At 52.4% G+C, this 22,153-nt stretch carries 23 protein-coding genes and 2 pseudogenes; 6 read left to right on the top strand and 19 right to left on the bottom strand.

The window, feature by feature from the left end; translation table 11 throughout:
- Positions 1-80: 80 nt before the first annotated feature.
- The 5 genes from FPL14_RS26555 to ald form a co-directional block, all read right to left on the bottom strand.
- On the bottom strand, positions 81-908 hold the full coding sequence (locus FPL14_RS26555; RefSeq protein ID WP_182300545.1) for a purine-nucleoside phosphorylase: 828 nt from the start codon (positions 906-908) through the stop codon (positions 81-83).
- A 23-nt stretch (positions 909-931) separates the two neighbouring features.
- Positions 932-2,107, bottom strand: a complete 1,176-nt coding sequence (locus FPL14_RS26550) for a phosphopentomutase (protein ID WP_182300544.1) — start codon at positions 2,105-2,107, stop codon at positions 932-934.
- A gap of 36 nt (positions 2,108-2,143) precedes the next feature.
- Positions 2,144-3,040 carry a site-specific tyrosine recombinase gene (locus FPL14_RS26545; protein ID WP_229263685.1) on the bottom strand — a complete coding sequence of 299 codons (897 nt, stop codon included), beginning with the start codon at positions 3,038-3,040 and terminating at the stop codon, positions 2,144-2,146.
- 80 nt (positions 3,041-3,120) lie between these two features.
- Entirely contained in the window at positions 3,121-3,354 is a 234-nt protein-coding gene (locus tag FPL14_RS26540) for a DUF4227 family protein (protein ID WP_182300543.1), read from the bottom strand.
- Positions 3,355-3,415: 61 nt separating this feature from the next.
- On the bottom strand, positions 3,416-4,531 hold the full coding sequence (gene ald, locus FPL14_RS26535; RefSeq protein WP_182304175.1) for an alanine dehydrogenase: 1,116 nt from the start codon (positions 4,529-4,531) through the stop codon (positions 3,416-3,418).
- A 153-nt stretch (positions 4,532-4,684) separates the two neighbouring features.
- Here ald and FPL14_RS26530 point away from each other — a divergent pair, with 153 nt between their 5' ends.
- From FPL14_RS26530 to FPL14_RS30415, 3 genes are read left to right on the top strand one after another with little or no spacing between them, the layout of a single operon-like run.
- Positions 4,685-5,812 carry a S8 family peptidase gene (locus FPL14_RS26530; RefSeq protein ID WP_182300542.1) on the top strand — a complete coding sequence of 376 codons (1,128 nt, stop codon included), beginning with the start codon at positions 4,685-4,687 and terminating at the stop codon, positions 5,810-5,812.
- A 57-nt stretch (positions 5,813-5,869) separates the two neighbouring features.
- On the top strand, positions 5,870-6,085 hold the full coding sequence (locus tag FPL14_RS26525) for a LytR/AlgR family response regulator transcription factor (RefSeq protein WP_182300541.1): 216 nt from the start codon (positions 5,870-5,872) through the stop codon (positions 6,083-6,085).
- Positions 6,012-6,980 (top strand): response regulator, encoded by a 969-nt coding sequence (locus FPL14_RS30415; protein ID WP_324617938.1) that lies wholly within the window; start codon positions 6,012-6,014, stop codon positions 6,978-6,980. Before FPL14_RS26525 ends, FPL14_RS30415 begins: the two co-directional genes overlap by 74 nt.
- Before the next feature lie 37 nt (positions 6,981-7,017).
- Here FPL14_RS30415 and FPL14_RS26515 read toward each other — a convergent pair whose 3' ends face one another.
- Together FPL14_RS26515 and FPL14_RS26510 are read right to left on the bottom strand one after the other, a co-directional pair.
- Positions 7,018-7,482: a glutathione peroxidase gene (locus tag FPL14_RS26515; protein WP_182300539.1), complete on the bottom strand. Its 465-nt coding sequence runs from the start codon at positions 7,480-7,482 to the stop codon at positions 7,018-7,020.
- A 28-nt stretch (positions 7,483-7,510) separates the two neighbouring features.
- Complete coding sequence (locus FPL14_RS26510; RefSeq protein WP_182300538.1) at positions 7,511-7,960, bottom strand: MarR family winged helix-turn-helix transcriptional regulator; 450 nt, start codon at positions 7,958-7,960, stop codon at positions 7,511-7,513.
- A gap of 179 nt (positions 7,961-8,139) precedes the next feature.
- Between FPL14_RS26510 and FPL14_RS26505 the strand changes: the two genes are divergently transcribed.
- Positions 8,140-8,625 carry a glutathione peroxidase gene (locus FPL14_RS26505; RefSeq protein WP_182300537.1) on the top strand — a complete coding sequence of 162 codons (486 nt, stop codon included), beginning with the start codon at positions 8,140-8,142 and terminating at the stop codon, positions 8,623-8,625.
- Between the two features lie 80 nt (positions 8,626-8,705).
- Here the strand turns inward: FPL14_RS26505 and fur are convergent.
- The 4 genes and pseudogenes from fur to FPL14_RS26485 form a co-directional block, all read right to left on the bottom strand.
- Positions 8,706-9,169, bottom strand: a pseudogene (gene fur / locus FPL14_RS26500) (ferric iron uptake transcriptional regulator).
- Between the two features lie 73 nt (positions 9,170-9,242).
- Entirely contained in the window at positions 9,243-9,902 is a 660-nt protein-coding gene (spoIIM, locus tag FPL14_RS26495) for a stage II sporulation protein M (RefSeq protein WP_182300535.1), read from the bottom strand.
- A 67-nt stretch (positions 9,903-9,969) separates the two neighbouring features.
- The gene (locus tag FPL14_RS26490; RefSeq protein WP_182300534.1) at positions 9,970-11,175 is read right to left on the bottom strand and encodes an endonuclease Q family protein; all 1,206 of its coding nucleotides are present in this window, start codon (positions 11,173-11,175) and stop codon (positions 9,970-9,972) included.
- Between the two features lie 2 nt (positions 11,176-11,177).
- Positions 11,178-11,747, bottom strand: coding sequence for an NUDIX domain-containing protein (locus FPL14_RS26485; RefSeq protein ID WP_182300533.1), 570 nt, complete (start codon positions 11,745-11,747; stop codon positions 11,178-11,180).
- 119 nt (positions 11,748-11,866) lie between these two features.
- On the opposite strand from FPL14_RS26485, the gene mciZ reads away from it, so the two are divergent.
- Positions 11,867-12,016 carry a Z-ring formation inhibitor MciZ gene (gene mciZ / locus FPL14_RS26480; RefSeq protein WP_182304174.1) on the top strand — a complete coding sequence of 50 codons (150 nt, stop codon included), beginning with the start codon at positions 11,867-11,869 and terminating at the stop codon, positions 12,014-12,016.
- A gap of 65 nt (positions 12,017-12,081) precedes the next feature.
- On the opposite strand, the gene FPL14_RS26475 is transcribed toward mciZ, so the two are convergent.
- A complete protein-coding gene (locus FPL14_RS26475; RefSeq protein ID WP_182300532.1) occupies positions 12,082-13,212 on the bottom strand; it encodes a M20/M25/M40 family metallo-hydrolase in 1,131 nt (376 codons plus the stop codon).
- A gap of 71 nt (positions 13,213-13,283) precedes the next feature.
- On the opposite strand from FPL14_RS26475, the gene prli42 reads away from it, so the two are divergent.
- The gene (gene prli42, locus FPL14_RS30860) at positions 13,284-13,379 is read left to right on the top strand and encodes a stressosome-associated protein Prli42 (RefSeq protein WP_182300531.1); all 96 of its coding nucleotides are present in this window, start codon (positions 13,284-13,286) and stop codon (positions 13,377-13,379) included.
- Here the strand turns inward: prli42 and lipB are convergent.
- From lipB to FPL14_RS26430, 7 genes and pseudogenes are all read right to left on the bottom strand, one after another.
- A complete protein-coding gene (gene lipB / locus FPL14_RS26465) occupies positions 13,342-14,049 on the bottom strand; it encodes a lipoyl(octanoyl) transferase LipB (protein ID WP_182300530.1) in 708 nt (235 codons plus the stop codon). The genes prli42 and lipB overlap by 38 nt on opposite strands.
- A 146-nt stretch (positions 14,050-14,195) precedes the next feature.
- Positions 14,196-15,568: pseudogene (locus FPL14_RS30170) on the bottom strand (dihydrolipoamide acetyltransferase family protein).
- A 35-nt stretch (positions 15,569-15,603) separates the two neighbouring features.
- On the bottom strand, positions 15,604-16,590 hold the full coding sequence (locus tag FPL14_RS26450; protein WP_182300527.1) for an alpha-ketoacid dehydrogenase subunit beta: 987 nt from the start codon (positions 16,588-16,590) through the stop codon (positions 15,604-15,606).
- Positions 16,590-17,618 carry a thiamine pyrophosphate-dependent dehydrogenase E1 component subunit alpha gene (locus FPL14_RS26445; RefSeq protein ID WP_182300526.1) on the bottom strand — a complete coding sequence of 343 codons (1,029 nt, stop codon included), beginning with the start codon at positions 17,616-17,618 and terminating at the stop codon, positions 16,590-16,592. The genes FPL14_RS26450 and FPL14_RS26445 overlap by 1 nt, the downstream gene beginning before the upstream one ends.
- 193 nt (positions 17,619-17,811) lie before the next feature.
- On the bottom strand, positions 17,812-19,242 hold the full coding sequence (gene lpdA, locus FPL14_RS26440; protein ID WP_182300525.1) for a dihydrolipoyl dehydrogenase: 1,431 nt from the start codon (positions 19,240-19,242) through the stop codon (positions 17,812-17,814).
- A 146-nt stretch (positions 19,243-19,388) separates the two neighbouring features.
- Positions 19,389-20,621: a DHHW family protein gene (locus tag FPL14_RS26435; RefSeq protein WP_182300524.1), complete on the bottom strand. Its 1,233-nt coding sequence runs from the start codon at positions 20,619-20,621 to the stop codon at positions 19,389-19,391.
- 14 nt (positions 20,622-20,635) lie between these two features.
- Positions 20,636-22,045: an MBOAT family O-acyltransferase gene (locus FPL14_RS26430; RefSeq protein ID WP_182300523.1), complete on the bottom strand. Its 1,410-nt coding sequence runs from the start codon at positions 22,043-22,045 to the stop codon at positions 20,636-20,638.
- Between the last annotated feature and the right edge of the window lie 108 nt (positions 22,046-22,153).

Genomic DNA, 22,153 nt, shown 5'->3' with positions numbered 1-22,153 from the left:
ATTCATTTCGACTACAACCGCATAAAAAAAAAAGAGCGGCACCATCCGGTGCGCGCTCCTTCGATCGTTCTACGAAAAATTTACATTTTTGGAATAACCGACAATACGAGAGACAGGAATTGTTCTTTCACTTGCTCCGTCGTCTCCATCACTTCTTCATGGGAGAGCGGTTGATCGAGAATGCCCGCCGCCATGTTGCTGATGCATGAAATTCCGAGAACTTCAATGCCGGAATGCCTTGCGACGATGACTTCCGATACGGTAGACATTCCCACCGCATCGACTCCCAAAGCGCGAAGCATGCGAATTTCCGCCGGTGTCTCGTAGTTCGGTCCCAACAAGCCGACATAAACGCCTTCCTGCACGGAGAAACCCAACCCGGCGGCCGTTTCCTTGGCGATCTTGCGCAATCGCGAGCTATACGCGTCCGACATGTCGGGGAACCGGACGCCGAGCGCATTGTCGTTAGGTCCGATCAACGGATTGCGTCCAGTCAAATTAATATGATCGGAGATGAGCATAAGGTTGCCGGGCTTATAGCCGAGATTCACTCCGCCGGCAGCGTTCGTTACGAGCAACGTCGTTACGCCAAGAGCCTTCATGACCCGAACGGGCAATGCCGTCCGTTCCGGCTCGTATCCTTCGTACATGTGAAACCGACCGCGCATAAGCACGACGCTGCGCCCTTGCAGCTTGCCGATCAGGAGCTCGCCGGCATGGCCTTCGACCGTCGAAACGGGAAAGTGGGGAATATCTTCGTAAGGAATCGTTACCGCGTCCTCCAACTCGTCTCCCAGCACGCCTAGTCCGGAACCTAAAATAAGTCCGATCTCCGGACGAACGTCGGTAGTGGAACGGATAAACGCAGCTGCTTCTTCAATAATCGCTTTCGATGTTACGTGTGCCATTATAATCTCTCCTCATCCTTCGATTATTTCAATCCGTCTAGAAAGCTCTTTCCGTGCGTGTTGAATTCCACCCCGAAATTGTCGGCGATCGTTGCCGCCAAGTCCGCGAAACTGGCGCGATCGGCTAGCCGCCCCATACCGGAGAAGCCGGGGCTCCAAGCTAGCAAAGGCACGAACTCCCGCGTATGATCCGTTCCCGCATGGATCGGATCGTTGCCATGATCAGCCGTAATCATTAGCAACTCATTCTCTTTCACGGCTCCCATGAGATCGGGAAGCGCCCGGTCGAATTCCTCCAACGCCCGGCCGTAACCTTCAGGGTCTCTTCTGTGCCCGTACAGGGAATCGAAATCGACCAGGTTCGTGAACAATAGCCCTTGGAACTCTGTCTGCATCTCCTTCAAGGTGATCGCGATTCCATCCGCGTTGCTCTTGGTCGGAGTCGACCTCGTAATGCCTTCTCCGCAAAAAATATCGTTGATCTTCCCGACAGCGACGACGTCCAACCCTTTTGACTTCAACGCGTTCAATACTGTCGGTTGCGGAGGTTTGACGGCGTAATCATGCCGGTTCGATGTCCTTTTGAAAGCGCCTGGTTTCCCTATGTACGGCCTTGCAATGACTCTTCCGACGGAAAACTCGTCCTTCATCGTTAACCTGCGCGCGATGCGGCAAGCGTTGTACAGTTCTTCCAACGGAATGACGTCCTCATGCGCCGCCAGTTGAAAAACGCTGTCCGCCGACGTATAGACGATCCAAGCCCCGCTTTTCATTTGTTCCGCTCCAAGCTCGTCTAATATTTCCGTGCCGGAAGCCGGCTTATTGCCGATGACCGACCTGCCCGTCTGATCCTCGAATTCCCTTATCAGCTCCGCGGGAAACCCGTCGGGGAACGTGCGGAAAGGCGTATCGATCCGCAAACCCATCAATTCCCAATGACCTGTCATCGTATCCTTGCCCACTGACACTTCCGCCATTTTTCCATGATAGCCTATAACGGACGGCTCGGGCTGCCAATGACTCAACGGCGCGATATTGGCTAGCCCAAGACGGCGCATGTTAGGTAAAGCAAGCCCCTCGACCTTTTGAACGATATGGCCTAACGTGTGCGAACCGGCATCCCCATACTGCGCGGCATCCGGCAGCTCGCCAATCCCTACGCTATCCAATACAATTACGGTTATTTTCTGATAAGCCATTCGGTTGCTCCCCTTTTCGATAACCTTATCCGTCGATCAACTTCGCGCTCTCGGATGATTTCTTTCGTATACTTCTTTGATTTTCAACTTCGCGGAAGTTTGGTACATCTGCGTAGTGGAGGGATCCGAATGTCCAAGCATCTCCTGTACCGCGCGTACGTCCGCCCCGTTCTCCAATAAGTGCGCGGCGAAGGAGTGCCTCAGCGTATGAGGCGAGATGTCCAATCCGATTTGACCGGCATACTTTTTCATGACTTTCCAGAAGCCTTGCCTGGACAAGCGCATGCCTAGATGGTTCAAGAACAGCGCTTCGTTCGGCTTATCCGGATGGACGAGCCGCGGACGGACTTCCTCCAAATACTTGGCAACCCATGACGTGCCTACATCCCCGACAGGAACCATGCGCTCGCGGCCCCCTGAACCCAAGCATAGCAAAAATCCCATGTCCAGTCTAACGCGCCCGATATCCAGCATGACGAGTTCGGATACCCGCAAGCCGGTCGCGTACAGCAACTCCAGCATCGCCCGGTCTCTGGTCCCGATGTCGCTGCTCGTGTCGGGAAGCTCCATCAGCTTGTCCAACGCGCCGATCTCGACCGTCTTAGGCGGCTTCTTGTCGACCTTGGGCGCTTCGAGCTGGATGGCGGGATTGTAATCTACGGCTCTCTGTATCGTTAAATATTTGCAAAAGGAACGGATCGACACGATTCTACGCGTGATCGTGCTCGTAGAACGGCCTTCCTTGCGCAAATCGTTCAAGTACGAGGTCAAATGATGAGGCTTAAGCTCATTCGGATAACGGACTTGGTTCAACTCCAGAACATCGATCAAATCCGTCAAATCCCCGGAATAGCTTTGCTCCGTATTACGGGAAACCCTTCGTTCTTCTATCATATAAGAGAGATAGGATCGCAGCCAGCTTCTCAACTCCATGAACATTACCTACCTATCGCTCTTGTTTCCGGACTCGTTCTGTATTCCACACGGGAAGACGCAATTCCTTCCGGGACCCGTTATTCTCCTAACCAAAAAAACAGCCGAAGCCGGTCTCCCGGAGAGTCGTCGGGATCGCTTCCTTCCCCGGACTGGAACACCTTCGAAGCTCTTCCTTCCGGAACTTTGTACGGGTCGGACGGCTTCAACCAACTGTGAAACCAACCAAAAAAACCGTGAATGAACACCGTCAACGCAAGAAAAAGGAGCGTAAACTGCAATCGCTCCCACCATTTGTCCATAGGCTGTTTCATTTCTCTTCTCCCCTTCTTGTCCGCTCATACTAATCCGTATGAGGAAAAGGGGAAAATGATGTCACCACAAGCTTTCGAGCGGCGTATAAGCAAAACCTACGGCATCGGCAACCTGAGTATGGGTAATCGCTCCTTTGTATGCGTTCACGCCAAGCGCCAGCATCGAGTTCGTTTTGACCGCGTCCTGAAACCCTTTAGCCGCGAGCAGCAAAATGTAATCGATCGTCACGTTGGTCAACGCCAGCGTGGAAGTACGGGGAACCGCTCCAGGCATATTCGCGACGGCGTAATGGATAACGCCATGCTTCTCGTATATCGGATTCTCATGGGTCGTCACCCGATCGATCGTCTCGATGGACCCGCCTTGATCCACGGCGACGTCGACGATAACGGCCCCTTTCTTCATCGTCTTGACCATATCTTCCGTTACGAGCCTCGGAGCTCGAGCTCCCGGCACTAAGACGGCACCGATCAACAAATCCGCTTTTCGGACAGCTTTGGCTATATTATATGGATTACTCGTCAATGTACGCAGACGGCCTTTAAACACGTCGTCCAAATATCGCATGCGGTCCCCGTTTTTCTCTAGCACGACGACATCCGCTCCGAGCCCCAGCGCCATCTTCGCCGCATTCGTTCCAACGATTCCTCCGCCTAGGATGATCACTTCCGCCGGAGGGACTCCCGGAACTCCTCCCAGCAGCACTCCTCTCCCGCCTTGGAACGCCTCTAAATACTTAGCCCCCTCCTGAACCGACATACGACCAGCCACTTCGCTCATCGGGGTCAGCAAGGGAAGACTGCCGTTAGGGGCTTGAATCGTCTCGTAAGCGATCGCCGTAACCTTCTTATCCAATAGCTGCTGAGCAAGCTCGGAAGCGGCGGCAAGGTGCAGATAAGTAAATAAGATTTGGCCTTCGCGGAAATAGGCGAATTCCTCCTGCAGAGGCTCTTTCACCTTCACGATCATTTCCGCGGCGGACCATACTTCGGCAGCATCGGCAGCGAGACTAGCCCCGGCGGTCACATATTCCTCGTCGGAGAAGCCGCTGCCTTCGCCCGCCCCCCGTTGAACGATAACCCGCTGTCCTTGCCTTACGACCATTTCGCAACCCGCGGGCGTTAACGCGACCCGATACTCTTGTTTTTTGATTTCCTTCGGCAATCCGATAATCATCATGCTTCCCCCCTTGTTACGGAATCACAATCCTACTTACATTATCCCCGGCAAACAAAAATATGTAACGCTTTTTTCGCTCATTCACCATATTTTCGATATTTCCATACTTTACTACAGAATAAGGCCAAGACCCGCCTAGGAGGACAATCGATGAATGATTTGGCTAAGCTGGTGTGCCGAGCGGTACAACCCAAAAGAACATTGCGATCCGAACGAAGGAACATCGTCTTTCATCGGGAACGGGATTACCGCCGTTGCTTGAAGCAGCTTGACGCCGACGGGATCAAACCGGTGAAAGCCATCGATTCGATTCGCTGCATTTGCTGTCATGCCGACCGTTCCCGCAGCTGGAAGCATCTGCACATGCACCCCCGCGTTGCCTTCGTTGAACGGGACCGTACGGTGAAGGCCCACGGCGCGAGTGCCTTCAAAGCAAACTTCCCCAACGTTAAAGCGCGAATCCCGTGGAATATTAATCGGGTTCAAGCGCCCAAAGTTTGGCGGGCTGCCCGTTTAGGCTACGGCGTCAAGGTCGCGATACTCGATACGGGAATCGCCCGCCATCCGGATCTGCGAATCGCCGGCGGAGTGAATACGATAACCGGCAAATCTTTCAAGGACGATAACGGTCATGGGACTCACGTTGCCGGAATCGCCGCCGCAACCGGGCGCGGCAAAATTTACGGTACCGCGCCCAAAGTCAGCTTATATGCCGTTAAAGCGCTTAATGCAGAAGGTATTGGCTACATCTCCGATATCGTTGAAGGAATAGACTGGTGTTTGTCTCGGGGAATTAAGATCATCAACATGAGCTTCGGGCTGAACGGAGAAAGCAGATTGTTGAAAGATGCGATCAGACGGGCTAACAAACAAGGAGCTGTCATCGTCGCTTCGGCAGGAAACAGCGGTAAATCCTATTACCCGCAAATTGACGCTCCCGCGCGTTATCCGGAGACGATCGCGGTGGCGGCGACAACGAGAGCCGATCGCGCAGCGATTTTCTCCAGCCGTGGCCGCGGCATCGACGTATCGGCACCAGGCTTCGATATCTTATCGACATGGCTCAAAGGGGGTTACGTCCGGGAATCCGGCACTTCGATGTCTGCTCCTCATGTGACGGGCGCTGTCGCTCTGTTGAGAGCCGTCAAACCTAATCTTTGCGCCTCGGCAGTCAGAAAAACAATCAATAAATCCGCGTTGCGGATTCCCGGAGGCGTAACCTCGGTCGGCCGCGGATTGTTACAAATTGCCGAAGCCGTTGAGCGAAAGCTAAACTAGTCGTTCGATTAAGCCGATGAAAAAGGGAAAGTAAACGTAATGAAGGAAGGAAGAAAGATGAAAGCCATCATAGTGGACGATGAAAATTTGGCGCTAAGAGATCTGGAACGGCAATTGAGCAAAATCGCGGGAATCGAGGTTGCGGGTACGTTTCGGTTGGCTAGCGATGCGCTTGAACAAATCCCTGAATTGAAACCCGATATCGTGTTCTTGGACATCGACATGCCGGAATTCCGGAATCGAAGCCGCGGAACGGGTTCAAAGAATAGATAGCACGATCCATATCGTCTTCGTTACCGCGTACGCGGAGTATGCCGTGAAAGCCTTCGAACTGGCTGCGCTCGACTATATCCTCAAGCCGATCAACTCCGATCGGCTGCAGCATACGATCAAAAGGCTTGCGCAACTTCACCCCGTCCTTGCCGATGAAACGTCGGAACCGACCGTCACGACCGTGAACTGCTTCCAAAGATTGCATCTCGATTACGGCAAAGCAGAACCGTTCTCATGGCGCACGGTACGCACGAAAGAGCTGTTTGCTTATTTGGTTTACAATCGGAACCAGCCTGTTCGAAAGGATATCCTTCTCGATCTCATGTGGCCGGATACCGATTATAAAAAAGCTTACACACAGCTCTATACGACGATTTATCAGCTGCGCAAATCTCTTGAAGCCGCGGGGATAACGATCCGGCTAACCAATAGCGGCAGCGATTATTATTTGGATATGGGCAATAACCTGTATGACGTTCAGGAGTGGGAGAACGCGCGGGAGACGTTACCCGAGCTGACGATCGATACGGCTCATCAGCATGTTCAATGGCTCGATGATTATAAAGGCGATTATTTACATGAACATGAATATTTATGGGCGGAGAACGAAAAGCAGAGATTGCGCGACATCTGGTACAAACAAGCCATGGATGTCGGCCGGGTGTATTACGAAGCAGGGGATCTGAAAGAGGCTTTAAAGCTTTACGAAACGATCGAGAAACGGTTTCCGTTCCTCGAAGACGTCTACGTCGTTTCTATGAAACTTCATGCCGAGAACGGCGAACTTCACCTCGCCAACAAAAAATTCGAGCAGCTCTGCGCCATGCTTCAGGAAGAGTACGGAATTCAGCCCTCCTCCTCCCTTCGGCAGTGGGTAGAGCAAATCAATCGATAAAGGGAGGCCCGAGGCCTCCCTTTATCGTTATAACCATTTATCCTAACAGTTCCTTGATAGCTGGCACTATCTCCAGCGGTTTAACGGAAGAGTCGAATTGCCGAACGACTTGTCCTTGACGATCGACAAGGAACTTAGTAAAGTTCCATTTGATTTCTCCGCCCGTCTGTCCCGTTGCGTATTCGAAGATCGGATCCGCTTGGGGTCCTTTCACGTCGACCTTCTCGAAGATGGGAAAAGATACGCCGTAGTTCAAGCTGCAGAACGCTTCCGCTTCCGTAGCCGTTCCAGGCTCCTGTCCCCCGAACTGGTTACAAGGAAACCCGAGTACGACCAGGCCTTGATCTCCATAGTTCTCGTACAGCTCTTGCAGTTCGGCGAATTGCGGCGTAAACCCGCATTCGCTTGCCGTGTTGACGATCAACAAAACATTGCCCCGGTAGGAATCGAGACTTACGGTTTCGCCGTTCGGTTTGCGGGTAGAAAAAGAATAAATGGACATAGGGTTAGCCTCCTGATAGATACCTTTTTTATGGATTGTTAGGAATTTGCTGAACTTTGTTCATGATTCCCGTTATTTGATCCTTCAGCGCCGCTACTTCCTCCGGCGTAACGCCGACCTGACAGAGCAGCTTCTCGGGAATTTCCAACGCCCGTTCCTGCAAGCGAATGCCTTGCTCCGACAATGCGATAATAACGCTGCGCTCATCCTGCTTATCCCTTGATCTCGTAAGCAGCCCTAGCTGTTCCAGCCTTTTCAACAGCGGCGTTAACGTGCCTGAATCCAAATACAGGCGTTGCCCCAGTTGCTTGACCGTAACGCGGTCTTCCTCCCATAACGCCAGCATCGTAATGTATTGCGTATAGGTTAACCCTAGCTCCCGCAGAAGGGGATGATAGAGCTTCGTGATTTCCCGGGCACAAGCGTACACCGCGAAACAGAGCTGGTTGTCCAGTTTCAGTGCCGAGCCGTTATCCATTTGCGCCTCCTTTTTTCACTCTGCTTATCGTAAATCAATTGCATGCAATTTAATTGATAATACTATAACACTCGAAAATTGCCCTGTCAAAGCCTTGACTTTCACCCTATTAATTGTATACAATTTAATTTGTCAAAACTTACTTTGCGCTTAAAAAGTTCATATAGGAGGCGTTAGGAATGACATTATACGACATACAAGTCCAATCGACGCGCGGCGAAGCGAAGAAGCTTAGCGATTACGAAGGTCAGGTTATGTTAATCGTTAATACGGCAAGCAAATGCGGATTCGCGCCGCAATTCAAAGGCTTGCAACGGCTGCACGAGCGATATGCCGAGCAAGGATTGGCCGTGCTCGGGTTTCCCAGCAACCAGTTCGCCAACCAAGAGCCGCTCGATGGAGATTCGATCGCCGAGCACTGCCAAATCAATCACGGCGTTACTTTCCCTTTGTATGCCAAGATCGACGTCAAAGGAAAAAGCATTCACCCGCTCTATAAGCATCTGACGAAGGCTGCGCCGGGATTCCTAGGTCTGAGAAGCATTAAATGGAACTTCACTAAGTTCCTCGTCGACCGGCACGGCAAAGTCGTTAAGCGGTTCTCCCCTACGGATACCCCTGAAAAAATCGAAGGCCAAATTCAAAAACTGTTGCAACAAAAGTAATTCAACCCATCCGTTCGTTATCCAGACATCAAAAAGAGGCTATTCCGATTGCGGGATAGCCTCTATCTTATGCGCTCGCTTTATTCGTTATTCGAATCGGTCGGAGCCTCGGTTTGGCATTTGGCGCATACGCCCTGAAAATCTAAACGATGGTCGAGTACGGTGAAACGGTATTCCTTTTCCAACCGTTCTTCCAATGGGCCCAGCCAATCTTCCATAATTTCCGACATCGATCCGCATTTCACGCATATCAAATGATGGTGATGATGCTTATTGCTATCGGTACGAAGATCGTAACGGGCCACCCCGTCTCCGAAGTTCATTTTCTCGACGACATGCATTTCGCTTAGCAACTCTAACGTCCGATAGACGGTCGCAAGGCCGATTTCCGGAGCTTTGTCCTTCACTAGCATAAATACGTCTTCGGCGCTAAGATGATCTTCTTCGTTCTCTAGCAGTACCCGAACTGTCGCTTCCCTTTGCGGGGTCAGTTTGTAGCCCTGGGACTGCAATTGCTGTTTGATTTTTCGATGCGGGCTTCCATGGTTTCCCCCTCCGGTCGCTTGTGCACTTCCTTCCATTATAGGATGATGCTATTCGATAAGTCAAACCTCATATCAAAATTTAGAAGAATCGGAAGAAATTTCAGCGGATTTGACCGTTGGCGTAACGTGTTCTAGAACGATAGGAGTTACGAACGCTTCATACAAAGAGGCAATGGCCAACATGACCAGCATTAACCCCGTCACCGCAGTGTGTGCCAGAAAAGGAGGCATTAGCTGCCCCTTGCGGCGGAACAACCGCTCTCTCACGACAAAAAAAGCGAATCTGGACGCCGAAATACTGGCGATAACCAGCGCCGGAACGACGATCGCGTTTTGCGGCGCCGTGGCTATCAAGAAGAAGAGCACGCCTTTCCAAGCGAGCTGTTGCGCGAGCAAGGCTACCGCAAACCCGATGAGCACGCCCTTCAGGAAATCCAGCACGAGCACTAGCGGAAGCCCGATAACGGACAAACCCAGAAACCACATTAACAGCAGCCATTTGCCATAGAACCAGAAGATTTCCCAGAATGTCGCGGATGAAGAAATCTGTTGCGATTCCTTAACGGCTGTCATATATACTCCGATCTCGTCGGCTAACTCCTGTTGCTGTTCCAGCGTCAACGCATTTACGAGCAGTGCTCCGAATATCGCCCCGACGATGACAAGAACACCCACGAACACATACAAATTCAAATTATCGCGAGTCGAAAGATTCCATAACCGAACATTCATAAGGGCTCCTCCTTGTCCGCATGCCACGGCATGTCTCGTGCCTATGTGTATGTGGATCCAGCCCGATTTATGATTGAACGATCCTTCCATAGCTTCCCCCGCTCCCTGAAGCGAAGAGCGCCTTCCCCTCTCTGACGCCGACGATGAGCTCGGCGATCGGATCTCCCGTCACTTCGGCGATTCGCTCGCGCGGAACGCGATGCAGCACTTCCATCTCGGTTCCGACCTCCGCGAACAAGCGCTCGCGCTTCGCGGGCCCGACGCCGGGAAAAAAGGTTAACGGAACCTGCGGGCGATAAGGGGGTCTGCCGGCAGGCTGCATGGACTCGCTCCTGTCGGCCAGTTGGAGGATGCGACCGGATACTCCCCGAGTCAACTTGACGCTTCCGCAGGAAGGGCAACTCCCCGTTAATTCCTCTCCGTCGGGTATCGGTTTCTTGCAGCTGTTGCAAAAGGCCGTGTGGTACTTCCCAAGTTGCGGATGCAACCCGTAATTCGCTAGAATGGTGCGGCCGTCCAATCCCTTCAAGGCCTTTGCCAGCTCCGAAAAGCTCGGCTCCTTAAGGAGCAATTCATTGCATTCGCGCCCGATCATTTTCGTGGAATGCGCGTCGGAGTTCGTCAAGAACGGATAGTGATCCAGTTCCGACAGCAAACCCGCCATAGCCGTATCCGCGCTTAATCCCAGCTCGATCGCCGCGATGCCTTCCGGGTCAAGCCGATCGGACAACCGATTCGCGGAGCAACCAAGCAACCCTCTATGCGGCGTGAATACGTGGGCGGGAACGAGCAAACCTCCCCGTGCCAGCAGTTCGTCTTGCAGTTCCCTTGCCGTAACTCGAATCCGTTGCGAACTTAGTTGGATGTTCGTTACGCGTGGCTCCATCCACTTCGTCCATTCTTGCATAGCTTGCAAACTCGGCAAATAACCGAGCAAATGGAACGGACCGCCGCCCTCCTCCTTCACTTCCATTTCGATCCCGAGCAATATCGTCGTGTCCCGGTAACGAATTCCGCCGCCGGCGACTTCCATCATCTCGCCCGAGTGCAAGCATTCCATTATGTCTTTCTGAACGGCAGGCGAATGGCAGTCGATAATGCCGATAAGCTCGATCCCTTTCCGCTCCGACGCTTCCTTTGCGATGTTCAGAAAAGTAAGATCCTTGCTTCCGCTGATCTTAACCGGCTGTCCGTCTTGGCTGCGCCCTATGTGCACATGCAGGTCCGCGTAATATGGCCGCAGCTCGTCTTCTCCGAGGAAAACGCGGCTCATGATCAGAAGGAGCCTGTTAGCGTGCGCATACGCCAGGCATAGACGGCCAACAACGTTTTCGCATCGCAAATCCGTCCTTCCTTAACGTACGCCATCGCTTGTTCGAGCGTAATCGCTTCGCAAGTCAAAAACTCTTCCTCATCCAAGTGCGCGTTGCCTTGCACCAGATCGTCGGTGAAGTATAAGTGAACGACCTCTTCCGCGAATCCCGGCGATGTGGAGAAAGACTGCAGATGCTCGATGCTTCGCGCGCGGTACCCCGTCTCTTCCTCCAACTCCCGCAGAGCGGCCGCTACAGGCTCTTCTCCCGCATCCAGCTTGCCTGCCGGAATCTCTACCTGCGCTTTCTCCAGCGGCTTGCGGAATTGTTCGACCACCAGCATCTTATTGTCAATCAAAGCGACTACCGCTACGGCTCCCGGATGCCGCACGATTTCCCTAGTAGCGGTTTCTCCGTTCGGCAGGCGAACCGTATCCACCTGAAGGGAAATGATTCTCCCCTGGAAAATCGGCTTTGATTCAATCGTTTCTTCATAAAAAGGATGCGGTACGGAATTGTTACGTTCGTTCATGGCAGTAGCCTCCAGACATGATTTCGAATATTTGCTCATAAGATCAACATATAGGCTTGTCCTCCCTATTGCAAGCTTTGCAGCGGGAAGACCGCCCTAACAGGAGGTAATGTCCAATGTTGAAAAAATACGTAACGCCACATAAACTGCAATTCGTCGGCAAGGCTTGGGAAATCCGCCATGCGCTCCGCCAAGAGAAGAAGCGGCGGGGAGAAAATTTACCGCTGGCCGTGCTTCTGTCGGAGAAAATGCTTTCGGTTAGTAAATAAGAAAGGGCAGCCTCTGCGGCAAAAGCTTGCTTTTGCTCGGGAGGTTGCCCTATATTCAATTTGTTCTAGCGACTCAACGTTTCTTTGACGATCGACAGGACCAGTTCCGCGGTTTTCACGAGGTCATCCGCTTTGATCTGTTCCTTCGTCGTATGGATATGTTCATAACCTACGGCAAGATTGACCGTCGGCACGCCGTTGCCGTTAAACATGTTGGCGTCGCTTCCTCCGCCGGACGAGAACGTGCGAGGCTTCAACCCGATCGCTTCGATCGCGGCTTTCGCTACCTGCACGACCTCGTCTTCGTCGCCATAAGAGTAAGCCGGATAGATCGTCGTCGTGACGAACTCGAATTCGGCCCCGGACTCGCTAGCCGCGCTTTCCACCGCTTCGCGCATCAACTCGATCTGGCGATCCATTTTCTCCTGTACCTGGCTCCGCGCTTCGGCGTAAATTTTAATCGAATCGGTGACGATGTTCACTTCTCCGCCGCCTTCGAAACGGCCGATGTTCGCCGTCGTCTCGCTGTCGATCCGGCCAAGCTTCATGCGGGAAACTGCCTTAGAGGCGACTTGGATCGCGCTGATGCCGTCCTCCGGATTAACGCCGGCATGGGCGGCTTTACCTTTGATCGTGATGTATTGGCGGGAGTTCGTCGGCGCGGCTACGGCAATGTCGCCGATCGCCCCGTTAGAATCCAGCGCGTAGCCGAATTTCGCCCGCAGACGGGAGCCGTCCATCGCGCGGGAGCCAAGCAAGCCCGACTCTTCCCCGGTCGTAATGACGAATTGAATGCCGCCGTGCGCCACTCCCTGTTCTTTGATCACGCGCAGCGTCTCGAAGATCGCGGCTAATCCCGCTTTGTCGTCGGCGCCCAGAATCGTCGTTCCGTCGCTGCGAATATACCCGTCGTCATCAAGACGCGGTTTAATCCCTTTACCGGGCGATACGGTATCCATATGCGACGTAAACAGGATTGTAGGCACGTTTTCCTGACCGGCCGAAGCGGGGAGCCACGCGAACAGATTGCCCGCGCCGTGTCCGATCTTCTCCGCGACGTCATCCTCCTCGACCTCGAGTCCGAACGCTTCGAACTTGCTTTTCAATACTTTGCTGATTTCCGTTTCGTATTTCGTTTCGCTATCGATTTGCACCAATTCCATGAATTCTTTAATTAACCGATCTCTTTGTACCATGATCTTTCCTCCTGACGAAGCTTTCGTTACAATAGTGATATAGACAAGCGCAAACGGAAGGATGATTAACGATGAACAAACGTTGGTTCAAGATCATTATTTACGTCACACTAGGCGTTATGCTCGTCTCTACCTTGCTGATGAGCCTAGGCTCTCTAATGCAGTAGGAACGGATGCTTCGTAACCGAATACTTCCGTAAAATAAGGAAGTATTCGCCTTCCTATCTCCTCGACCTGCAAGGGTTTCCCGGTTAACGTCTCAAGCGATACGATGCCGTATTCCTTAATCCCGCATGGGATAATGCCTTGGAAGCCCTCTTGCTCCACGTCGCTTTTCACGTTAAGCGCGAACCCGTGGCTCGTGACGAATCCCCGCCGAGCGCGGGCTTTATTGAATTTTACGCCTATCGCCGCGATTTTCGAATCCCCGACCCAGACGCCCGTATACTCCGGCTTCCTTCCTCCCGCGATGCCGAATTCCGCTAACAACCTGATAATGACTTCTTCCAAGTTTCTTAAGTATTTGTGCAGATCCAGCCCGACCGCATCCAAATATAACAGAGGATAGCCGACCAACTGCCCGGGGCCATGATATGTGATATCTCCGCCGCGATCTATTTCGTATAGCGAGATCCCTCTGCGCGCCAGCTCGTCTTTCCCGTACAACAAATGCTCCGGATGACGATCCGAACCGATCGTATAGGTCGGCGAATGCTCCAAGAGCAGCAGCGTTTCCGGTCGCTCCTCCCGGTCGATTTCCTTAACGAGCTTCTTCTGAAGCTCCCAAGCTTCTCCGTAGTCCATCCTGGACAACCATTCAGGTTCCAGCTTCAACATGCCGAGAACCTCCTTCCCATCGTTCCTTACCTATTGTAGCTTATCGAAATCATGCTCTGCAAACCAATCCTGACACGCAATCATGAACCATTCGCGCAGAAAACCCGGCACATCGCTCAATTCGCGTTGTACCGGGCCTGCATGGATTAATATAGCTTCGTATCCGAGTTGTAGCTTTCCAGATTCTCTTTGACGCGTTGGAGGAAACGTCCGCAAATGACGCCGTCCAAAATCCGGTGATCAAGCGACAAACAAAGGTTGACCATCGAACGGACCCCGATCATATCGTTAATGACGACAGGACGTTTCACGATGGATTCGAAAGTCAGAATAGCCGCCTGCGGATAATTGATGATCGGCTGCGTAAGGATCGATCCGAACGAACCCGTGTTGTTCACCGTGAACGTCCCGCCTTGGATGTCGTCCAGCTTCAGCTTCTTCTCCCGGGTGCGGCGCGCCAAATCGTCTATCTCGTGGGCGATGCCCGCGATGTTCTTCTGATCGGCGTTGCGAATGACCGGCGTCACGACGGAATCTTCCGTTCCGACGGAAAGCGAGATGTTGATATCGCGCTTCACGATGATTTTGTCGACTGCCCAGACGGAATTCATGATCGGATAATCTTTGATCGCATTGACTGCCGCCTTAATCAAGAAAGGCATATAGGTCAGGTTGATGCCTTCCCGCTTCTGGAATTCTTCCTTAAGCTTGTTGCGAAGAACGACCAGGTTCGTAACGTCGACCTCGATCATCATCCAGCCGTGCGGAATTTCGCTGACGCTTTGACGCATGCGGGTCGCGATCGTATTCCTGACGGGAGTAACGTCGATAAAATATTCCCCGCGGCCCGGCAGCTCCTGTCCTTCTACTTCGACGGAAGGAATTCGCGGCGATTGGGACAAGTGGATTCCCGTTGAACGAACGGGAATTTTCGGATCCATCGGAGCGATCGGTGCTTGCGTAGGTACCGGAGCCGGAGCTGATGCAGCCGATGCCCGCCAGCGGCGGTACCCGAAGCTGCCGCGGCCAGTACGTCTTTGCGCGTAATGCGACCGCCCTCGCCCGTTCCGGAAACCCGGTTCAGATCGATGCCGTGCTCCGAGGCAAGCATTTGAACGGCCGGTGAATATCGATGGCGCATCGGCGCGTTAGCATCGACGACCCCTCCGCTAGCCGCGACGCCGGCAGGACGGGAAACGGAGGAAACCGGCTGCCCAGTTGCTCCCGGTTCCGGTTGAACAGGAGCAGCCGCGTTTGCTGAAGTATCCGACACTTCGACCTCCACGAGGCAGATCGCCGCACCGACATCAACCGTCTCGCCCGAACCGGCCAAATGTTTAACGAGTTTCCCTCTTACCGTCGAAGGAAGCTCCGCGTTGACTTTATCGGTAATCAGATCGCAAATGGGCTCGTACATATCTATCATATCGCCGGGCTGCTTCAACCACCGGTCGATCGTTGCCGTGACTAGCGATTCCGCCAATTGCGGCATCGTTATTTCGATTATTTGTTTAGCCATTTCTTGTCTTCTCCTCCCCGGTATCGGTCACCGGCTTAGTACCGCGCGAGCTCCAGCATCGCTGTTTTCACTTTTTCCTTGTTCAGCAGGAAATGCTTTTCGCCGGGCGGATTAATCGGCATTGCCGGCACGTCCGGGCCGCACAATCTGCGTATCGGGGCATCCAGGTCGTATAACAGTTCTTCCGCGATAATGGCAGCCACTTCCGCGCCGATTCCGCCCGTTTTGTTGTCTTCATGAACGATAAGGACTTTTCCGGTTTTGGCCGCGGCTTTCAGAATACCCTCCCGGTCTAACGGCTGTATCGTGCGCAAATCGAGAATATGCGCTTCGATGCCGTGCTCCTGAGACAATTCTTCGGCTGCCTGCATCGCGAAGTGGAGCGGCATGCTGTAACCGATCACGGTAATGTCGCTGCCTTCTCTCATCACGTTGGCTTGGCCTATCGGCACGATGTAATCCTCGTCCGGAACTTCGTCGGAGATAAGGCGGTAACATTTCTTGTTCTCGAAGAAGATCACCGGATCCGGGTCGCGAATAGCGGCTTTTAACAGCCCTTTGGCATCGTAAGCGGTAGCCGGAGCCACGATCTTCAGTCCCGGCGTTCCGAAAAATACCGATTCCGGACATTGGGAATGATACAGTCCTCCGAATACGCCGCCGCCGATCGGCGCGCGGATGACGATCGGACAATCCCAGTCGTTGTTGGAACGATATCTGATTTTAGCGGCTTCGCTAATAATCTGGTTCGTTGCGGGAAACATGAAATCCGAATATTGCATCTCGGCGATGGGCTTCATGCCGGCCATTGCGGCCCCAATCGCCACGCCTGCAATCGCGGATTCCGCCAACGGCGCATCTATTGCGCGTTGCTCTCCGAATTGCTGCTGCAGCCCTTTCGTCGTGCCGAATACGCCGCCTTTCAAGCCCACGTCTTCTCCCATGACGAACACGTCGCTGTCCCGTTCCATTTCTTCCTTCATCGCCAAGCGAATGGCCTCGATATATTCGATTACCGGCATTAGTGTCCCTCCCCGCTCTGCTCCGCGTATACGTAACGGAAGGCGTCTTCCGTCGGCTGGAACGGCGCTTTCTCCGCGTACTCGTTCGCTTCGTCGATGATGGCGCGTATGTCCGCCTGAAGCTTCGCTTCCTGCTCCTCCGACCACAAACCCGCATCCTGAAGATACTGTTTGTATACCGGCAAAGAATCTTTTCCGCGATGAAGATCGACTTCTTCTTTCGTGCGGTATGCCAAGTCGTTATCTGATGTCGAATGAGCCGTAACCCGGTAAGTCATGATCTCGATCAAAGTAGGTCCTTCTCCAGCGATTGCGCGTTCGCGCGCTTCCTTCACGACGCGATAGACTTCGAGCGGATCGTTCCCGTCAACCCGAATGCCCGGGAATCCGTATCCGAGCGCACGATCGCAAATTCTTCCCCTTGTTTGCTTAGCAAGCGGCATGGAGATTGCATATTGGTTGTTCTCGCATACGAATATAACCGGAAGTTGATGGACGCCCGCAAAGTTGCAACCCTCGTGAAAGTCCCCTTGGTTACTCGAACCGTCGCCGAATGTTACTATCGCTACGGACGGTTCCCCTCTCATCTTCGCGGCTAACGCAAATCCGGTCGCATGCGGCACTTGCGTCGTTACGGGACTCGAGCCCGTCACGATCCGCAGACGTTTGCTTCCGAAATGCCCCGGCATCTGTCTTCCCGCGCTGTTCGGGTCTTCTCCTTTGGCATATACGGACAGCATCAAATCTTTCACCGTCATTCCTAGCGACAAAACGAATCCATAATCCCTGTAATAAGGGAGGAACCAATCATGTTGCAGATCCATGGCAAAGCCCATCGCGACTTGCGAAGGCTCTTGGGTAATCCCCGAAATATGAAAGTTAACTTTACCCGCGCGTTGCAATAATTGACCTCGCTCGTCGAACCGACGCGCAAGCATCATGGTCTTGTACATTTCTACGGCGCGTTCATCGGTTAAACCGAGCGCGGCGTGCCTAAGGGTTTGCTGGACGGTACCGGTTTGTTTCATGGGTTCGTCCTCCTGCTTTGGTTTAGTTTTATAACCTGGTCTTAATACTTGAGCTTAAAGCCTATTATACTCCGCTTGGAAGCAAAAAGAAACGCTCAACCCCTCGTTACGCGAATGAATTTGCCAAAAAGGCATATCACCCGCTAACTTGAAGACTTCGTCTCCCGGGTTGAGCATATCTTTTGTGCATTTGTCAGCCGTGCCCTGCTCCTCCGTCCAATGCCTGCATGACTTCCTGCAGGGACTCGGACAGCGTCGGGTGCGGATGGATCGCCCGGCCGACCTCCCATGGAACGGCATCGAGAAACTTGGCGAGCGAAACTTCCGCGATCAACTCGGTCGCGTGGGCGCCTATGAGGTGAACGCCGAGCAAATCTCCGGTGGCCGTATCCGATACGACTTTGGCGAAACCTTCGCTCTCCCCGTATACAAGCGCTTTTCCGAAGATGCGCAACGGCAATTTGGCCGTCTTCACGTGATACCCTTCGGCTCTGGCATCCGCTTCGGTCCAGCCTACGGAAGCCGCCTCCGGCCGGGAATAAATACAACGCGGAATATCGCGATCAGCGGAACGCTTAGGCTTTTTCCCTGTCAAATGTTCGACGGCAACCGCCGCTTCATGCATGGCGGCATGGGCCAGCTGAACTCCGCCGATACAGTCTCCTATCGCGTAGATATGCGATTCCCCTGTCTGCAAAGTGTTCGGATTAACTTTTACGAACCCATTCTCGGCTTTTACGTCCGTGTTCTCCAACCCGAGATTGTCCGTGTTTCCTTGGCGTCCTACGGATACTAGCATTTTCTCCGCAAGCAGCGACACCGTGTCTCCTTTGACGCTTACCTCCGCGTGCACGCCCGAATCCGTAAGCTTGCAGCTATCCGCTTGCAAGGATGCTCCGACGATGATTTTGACGCCTCTCTTTTGCAACGATTTGGCGATCTCGGCGCCGACTTCCTTATCTTCCGTCGGGAGAATCCGGTCCGCGGTTTCGACGATCGTGACTTCCGTGCCGAAATCGCTCAACATCGAAGCCCATTCTACGCCGATTACGCCCCCGCCAACGATAATAATGGATGACGGCCTCGTCTCCCAATCCAATGCCTCGTCGCTAGTCGCGATTGCGACGCCGTCATAGACAAGACCATCGAGACGACGAGGACGAGATCCCGTCGCGATAATAACGTTCTTGGGAACGACCGTTTCCGATTGCCCGTCCGCAAGCTCGACCGCGATCGCTCCGCTGCGGGGCGAGAAGATCGAAGGACCGATAATGCGCCCGCTCCCGTTGAGGACTTCTATGCGATGCTGTTTCATAAGGGCTTGCAGCCCTTTATGAAGTTGTTCCACGATACTATTCTTGCGATGAAGGACCGCCTTCCAATCTATCGTCGCGCTACCTTCCGGCAACGTAACGCCATAAGACGCGGCCTCTCCTATCGTTGCGTATACTTCCGCGCTTCTAAGCAAAGACTTGCTTGGGATGCATCCGCGATGCAGGCAGGTTCCCCCAAGCTTGTCCCGTTCAATAATCGCGACGCTGCGCCCGGACTGGGCCGCTTTCACCGCTGCCGTATAGCCTCCCGGCCCGCCGCCCACGATGGCGACATCGACTTCGATTGGCATAGTTTCCCCTCCGTATGTAAACTCACGTTCCCATTGTACCTTTTTTTAACGCCCGGGACAAAACCTATATCTAAAGCTCCCCTTTCCAACCCGGCGTTACAAAAAAACAGCGGCCTGCATAGAGGCCGCTGCTTTCGTGGGCGATATTATTTGCCAATGTCCATCTTCTCGTTCAGGATCTTGGAGATGCCCGTATTTCGCGTAACGGTCGAGTTGTTAAGGAACAGGACATCCGTGATTTTTTGTTCTTTCACGAAGTCGATAAGGTTACCTTTGTAATGACGAGGGTCTAAATAATATACTTTTTCGAAATGCGGCAATAAAAACGGGACAAACGCGTTCGCGTATGAATCCTTAACGACGACGATCCGTTTGCCGTTCTTCTTATCCGTCGTAATCTCTCCCCAAGGAAAATCTCCTCCGAGGAATGCCGCGTAGAACGTACTGCTAAGCTCGGCGTACTTCGGATCCACGACATTTCTTTTGACCGCTTTGTTGGTTGAAGTGTACATCATATAGTCATACTTAGTAAAAGGCATGTAGTACGTCAGGGTATCCGGATGAGATTTCAGTTTCGGGCTTAAAGTCTGTTTATACGCCGTACCCAAGAAATCGGGGATATCGCTTTTCTGATACTTATCGAGCGGTACCGGGGTTTCTCCCATTTGCTCCATAAGCTTCGTATAAGCATAATAAGCGCCAAGAGCCGTCCAATGGTGATCCGTACGGAAATAAACATACTCTTCCTTGTGGTTCTCTAGAGCGCTATACGCGTCAACCTTCCCGATTGCGCCGTCCAGCCGCTCCAGCACGTGCGCGAAAGCGTCTTTCTGCGAATCGGTCAACTTTTTAATGCTGGCATTATCGGTAAACTCTACGGACGTAGGCGCAAGCAACGAGTAAACTCGAACCTTCTTATCAACGGACTTCCTGAAACGATTTAGAGTGTCCGCGTACATTTCGGCGGCGGAAGCGGAATATTCGAATGCCGTAAACGCGCGATCCTTAATGATAATGTACTTGCTTGAGTTCGTGTTCGTTACGGAGCTGCCTTCCCCCTGTTCGGCGTTCATATTGTCCCCGCCTTGGACGACGATCGACATTTGATCCTCGGTCGGGAAGCCTTTAAGCTCTTTCAGGTTCGTGCCTACCTGGACCAGCTCAGTACGGAACGCGAAATTGTCGGCGAAGTAGTTATCGTATTCGCGAGTATATTCGCCATCGAAAAAACGATCGACCGTAAATTCCGGCTGTTTCATAATGTCGCGTTGTTCGAGATTGGATTTCGCCTCGGAATGCGGCCGCAGCAAGTTAACGATCGCAAACCCGAATATAAACGTCAAAAACAATATCAGATTAAGCTTCGTCTGAAGTTTCATCCTAACCCTCCTCGCTAAAACCGGTAATAAAGAAACGGATTATAAGTGCTGCCGATCAGTAGGATGGTAGCTACTATCAGTATCGCGATATTCATCAACGGGACGCCTACGTTGTGCAGTCCAACCCCTAGCTTAGGATTGGATTCCGCCATTCGCGAGAAGGTCCACTTCATTAGCGGAGTCGAGGCGATAATCGCGACAATGATCAGCAATAAGTTGTTATTAAAGTAAATCTGCAACTCGAGATTAGAGAAGACCCTATGCGATGCCCCGAACATGATAAGCAGCGCGTCGATTGCCTCCGAGAGATCCGTAAAATAAAACCAAACCCACCCGACCAGCATCATCAGAATTCCGTAAACATGCGAAACGAAGGCTCCCGCTTTTTCCAGCCATTTGCCGAGGAACATCCGTTCCATGTATATCAGTAATCCGAAATAGAGACCCCAAATGATAAAGTTCCAGCTCGCGCCGTGCCAGAATCCCGTGAGGAACCAGACGACGAACAGGTTGCGCAAATAAAACCTCCTGTTTCCGCCGAGCGGAATATACACATAATCCCGGAAAAAACCGCCAAGCGACATGTTCCAGCGCCGCCAGAATTCTCCGGCGGACTTCGAAACGTACGGATAGTTGAAGTTTTCGCGCAAATTAAACCCGAACATCTTCCCTAAGCCGATCGCCATATCCGAGTAACCCGAGAAATCAAAATAGATCTGCAGGGCGAATAAACATACGCCGAACCAAATGCCGAGCACGGACGAGGAATCGGAGCTTGGATTCAAGAACTGCGACACGTTCTCCCCTATCAGGTTAGCGATGATGACTTTCTTCCCTAACCCGATCATGAAGCGGGTAATCCCTTCGCTGAAGCCGGCCATCGTTACGCGCGGATTATCGATCTGTTGCTCGATATCCGAGTAACGGATAATCGGACCCGCAACCAGATGCGGGAAGAAGGAAACATAGAGCAATAGCTTCTTAGGGGATCTGGGAGCTTTAATCGTCCCCTTGTAGACGTCCGTTAAGTAACAAATGATCTCAAAAGTAAAAAAAGAAATCCCGATCGGCAATGTTACCTCAGGATGAGGAATGTTAAAAGGGAGTACCGCGTTAACGTTATCGACAAGAAACCCGGCATATTTGAAAAATCCTAATATCCCGATGTTTACCGCTATCGCGGCGACATATTGCGCCTTGGCCAGCCATGTCCCTCGAAATTTGTCGATTCCGAGAGCGAAGAAGTAACCGATTATGGAAGCTAGCAAGAGCAAAACGATCCAGACAGGCTCTCCCCAAGCATAGAAAGCGAAGGAGAAGACGATTAATATCCAGTTTCGATATGTCGTATTCTTAAATACGAAATAGGCGATAAGCAAAATGGGTAAGAATAGGTACAAGAAGAACAAACTGGAAAATACCACTGCAAGTAATCTCCTCTCTCTCTTTTTCTTGTGTCATAATACCATAGGTTTATGTCGGATCATAGAGGATATGGCAGGTGATTGATGGCATTCGTGGACAATCCTTCG

The sequence above is a fragment of the Cohnella cholangitidis genome (genome assembly GCF_014107495.1).
Taxonomy (GTDB): domain Bacteria; phylum Bacillota; class Bacilli; order Paenibacillales; family Paenibacillaceae; genus Cohnella; species Cohnella cholangitidis.
The sequence above is the reverse complement of the archived record's forward strand: the minus strand, read 5'-3'. Positions and strand labels throughout refer to the sequence as shown.